The organism is Hydrogenophaga sp. (assembly GCF_051007235.1).
Lineage (GTDB): Bacteria > Pseudomonadota > Gammaproteobacteria > Burkholderiales > Burkholderiaceae_C > Hydrogenophaga.
Genome location: NZ_JBPCSJ010000471.1, coordinates 1 through 2,123 on the forward strand (window position 1 = coordinate 1; position 2,123 = coordinate 2,123).

Annotated in this window: 3 protein-coding genes; 1 reads left to right on the top strand and 2 read right to left on the bottom strand. The window is 67.7% G+C overall.

The features are described 5' to 3' along the window. Both ACR2JA_RS16655 and ACR2JA_RS16660 read right to left on the bottom strand, forming a co-directional pair. Positions 1 to 372: ABC transporter permease subunit (locus ACR2JA_RS16655; RefSeq protein WP_434010195.1), on the bottom strand; the 372-nt coding region annotated here is incomplete at its 3' end. A gap of 10 nt (positions 373 to 382) precedes the next feature. Continuing rightward, entirely contained in the window at positions 383 to 1,258 is an 876-nt protein-coding gene (locus tag ACR2JA_RS16660) for a branched-chain amino acid ABC transporter permease (protein ID WP_434010196.1), read from the bottom strand. 208 nt (positions 1,259 to 1,466) lie between these two features. Between ACR2JA_RS16660 and ACR2JA_RS16665 the strand changes: the two genes are divergently transcribed. Next, a partial coding sequence (locus tag ACR2JA_RS16665; protein ID WP_434010197.1) for an acyclic terpene utilization AtuA family protein occupies positions 1,467 to 2,123 on the top strand: 657 nt, incomplete at its 3' end.

A 2,123-nucleotide genomic window follows, 5' to 3' on the forward strand; every position in this document is an offset into this window, starting at 1 on the left:
GTAGATGCCCTTGACCCGCAGGGCGGGCAGGCCCACCACCACACCCACTGCCGCCGACAGCAGCCCGGCCAGCAGCAGCGCCAGCGGGAAAGGCAGGCCCAGGTTGGTGAGCACCGCCTGGCTGTAGGCCCCGACACCGAGGAACGCCGCATGCCCCAACGAAAACAGCCCGGTGAAGCCGGCCAGCAGCATCAGCCCGAGGCCGACGACGGCGTAGATCAGTACGAAGGTCAGCTGCGCCAGCCAGTACTCGGGCAGCGCCCAGGGCGCCACTGCCAGGAAAGCGCACAGCAGGCCGTACCAGAAGACATGGCCGCCGTGTTTGGCCAGGCGGATGTCCTGGTCGTAGTCGGTCTTGAAAATAAAGCGCATGTGGCCGGCCTCAGACTTTTTTGCGAAGCTTCTCGCCGAACAGACCGTTCGGCCTGAGCACCAGCATCAGCAGCACCACGATGTAGGGCGCGATGTCCTTGAAGCCTTCGGGCAGGTAGAAGCCCGAGACGGCTTCGACGATGCCGATCACCAGGCCGCCGACGATGGCACCGGGCAGGCTGCCGAAGCCGCCCACCACCGCGGCCGGGAAGGCCTTGAGACCGATGAAGCCCATGTTGGCGTGCACGAAGGTGATGGGGGCCAGCAGCAGGCCGGCGATGGCCGCCACGCCGGCCGCCAGGCCCCACACCAGGCCGTTGAGCCGCTGCACCGGGATGCCCATGTAGTAGGCGGCCAGCTGGTTTTGCGACGCGGCCTGCATGGCGATGCCCAGCTTGCTGTACTTGAACATCGCGAACAGCCCGCCACACAGCAGGGCGGTGACGCCGATGACCACCAGCTGCTCGGCCGAGAGCACCAGCGCGCCCAGGCGCACCACCTCGCCCGCGTAAGGCACGGCCAGGGTGTGGGTGTCGGTGCCGATGTTGGGGATCATGGTGATGACACCGCGCAGCACGTAGCCCACGCCGATGGTCAGCATCACGATGGAGAAGGCGGGCTGGCCCAGGATGGGGCGGATCACCAGCCGTTCGACCACCACGCCGAACAGGCCCATGCCCACCACCGACGCGATGACCGCGAGCCAGAACGGAAACCCCAGCAGCGTCATGGTCAGCAAGCCGCCGAAGGCGCCGACCATCATCAGGTCGCCCTGCGCGAAGCTCACGGTTTCGGTGGCCTTGTAGATCAGCACGAAGCCCAGGGCAATCAGGCCGTAGATGCAGCCCTGGGCGACGCCGCTGATCAGCAGTTGCAGCAATTGCACGCGCGGTCTCCTGTTTTTGTCGTGGGCGTTGGGCACCGCACATCGTGTGGTGTCCCGTCCATCGGTGGTGCGGCGGTTATATCGGCCTTGCTCGAAACCGACGCTAGGGTAGACCCCAGCGTCGGTCGCTCAGGTGCCAGTCGCCGCGCGCTTCATTTTTGCCAAGCGATTGCTTTGCAAAAATAGGGAATGCCCTTATGCTGGCCGCATGACATCGATCCGCATCGGCGCCGGCCTCGGCTTCTATGGTGACCACTGGGAGCCCGTGGTCGCCAGCATCGAACGCGGCGAGGTGCAGTTCATCGCCAGCGACCACCTGGCCGAACTGACGCTCGCCATCCTGCAGAAAGACCGCCAGCGCGACCCGACCCTGGGCTACGCGCGCGACGTGGTGCCCATGCTGCTGCGCCTGTGGCCGCTGATGCAGGCGCGCGGCGTTCGCTTTGTCTGCAACGCGGGCGGGCTGAACCCGCAGGGCGCGGCACAGGCGGTACGGGCGGCGCTGGCGGTCAAGGGCTGGCAGCCGCGCATCGCGGTGGTGAGCGGTGACGACGTGTTGCCCCAGTTGCAAGACCCTGCCATGCCCGACGCGGCGCTGGCCCACCTGTTCACCGGCGAACCGGTGGCGGCGGTGCGCGAGCGGCTGGTGTTCGGCAACGCCTACCTCGGCGCAGCGCCCATCGTGCGCGCGTTGGACCTGGGCGCCGACATCGTCATCACCGGCCGGGTGGCCGACGCGGCGCTGTTCCTCGGACCGATCGCCAACCACCTGGGCTGGGACCTGAACGCCACCGACGCGGCGGGGCTGGACCGGCTGGCCCAGGGCCTGACCGTGGGCCACCTGCTGGAGTGTTCGGGTCAAGGC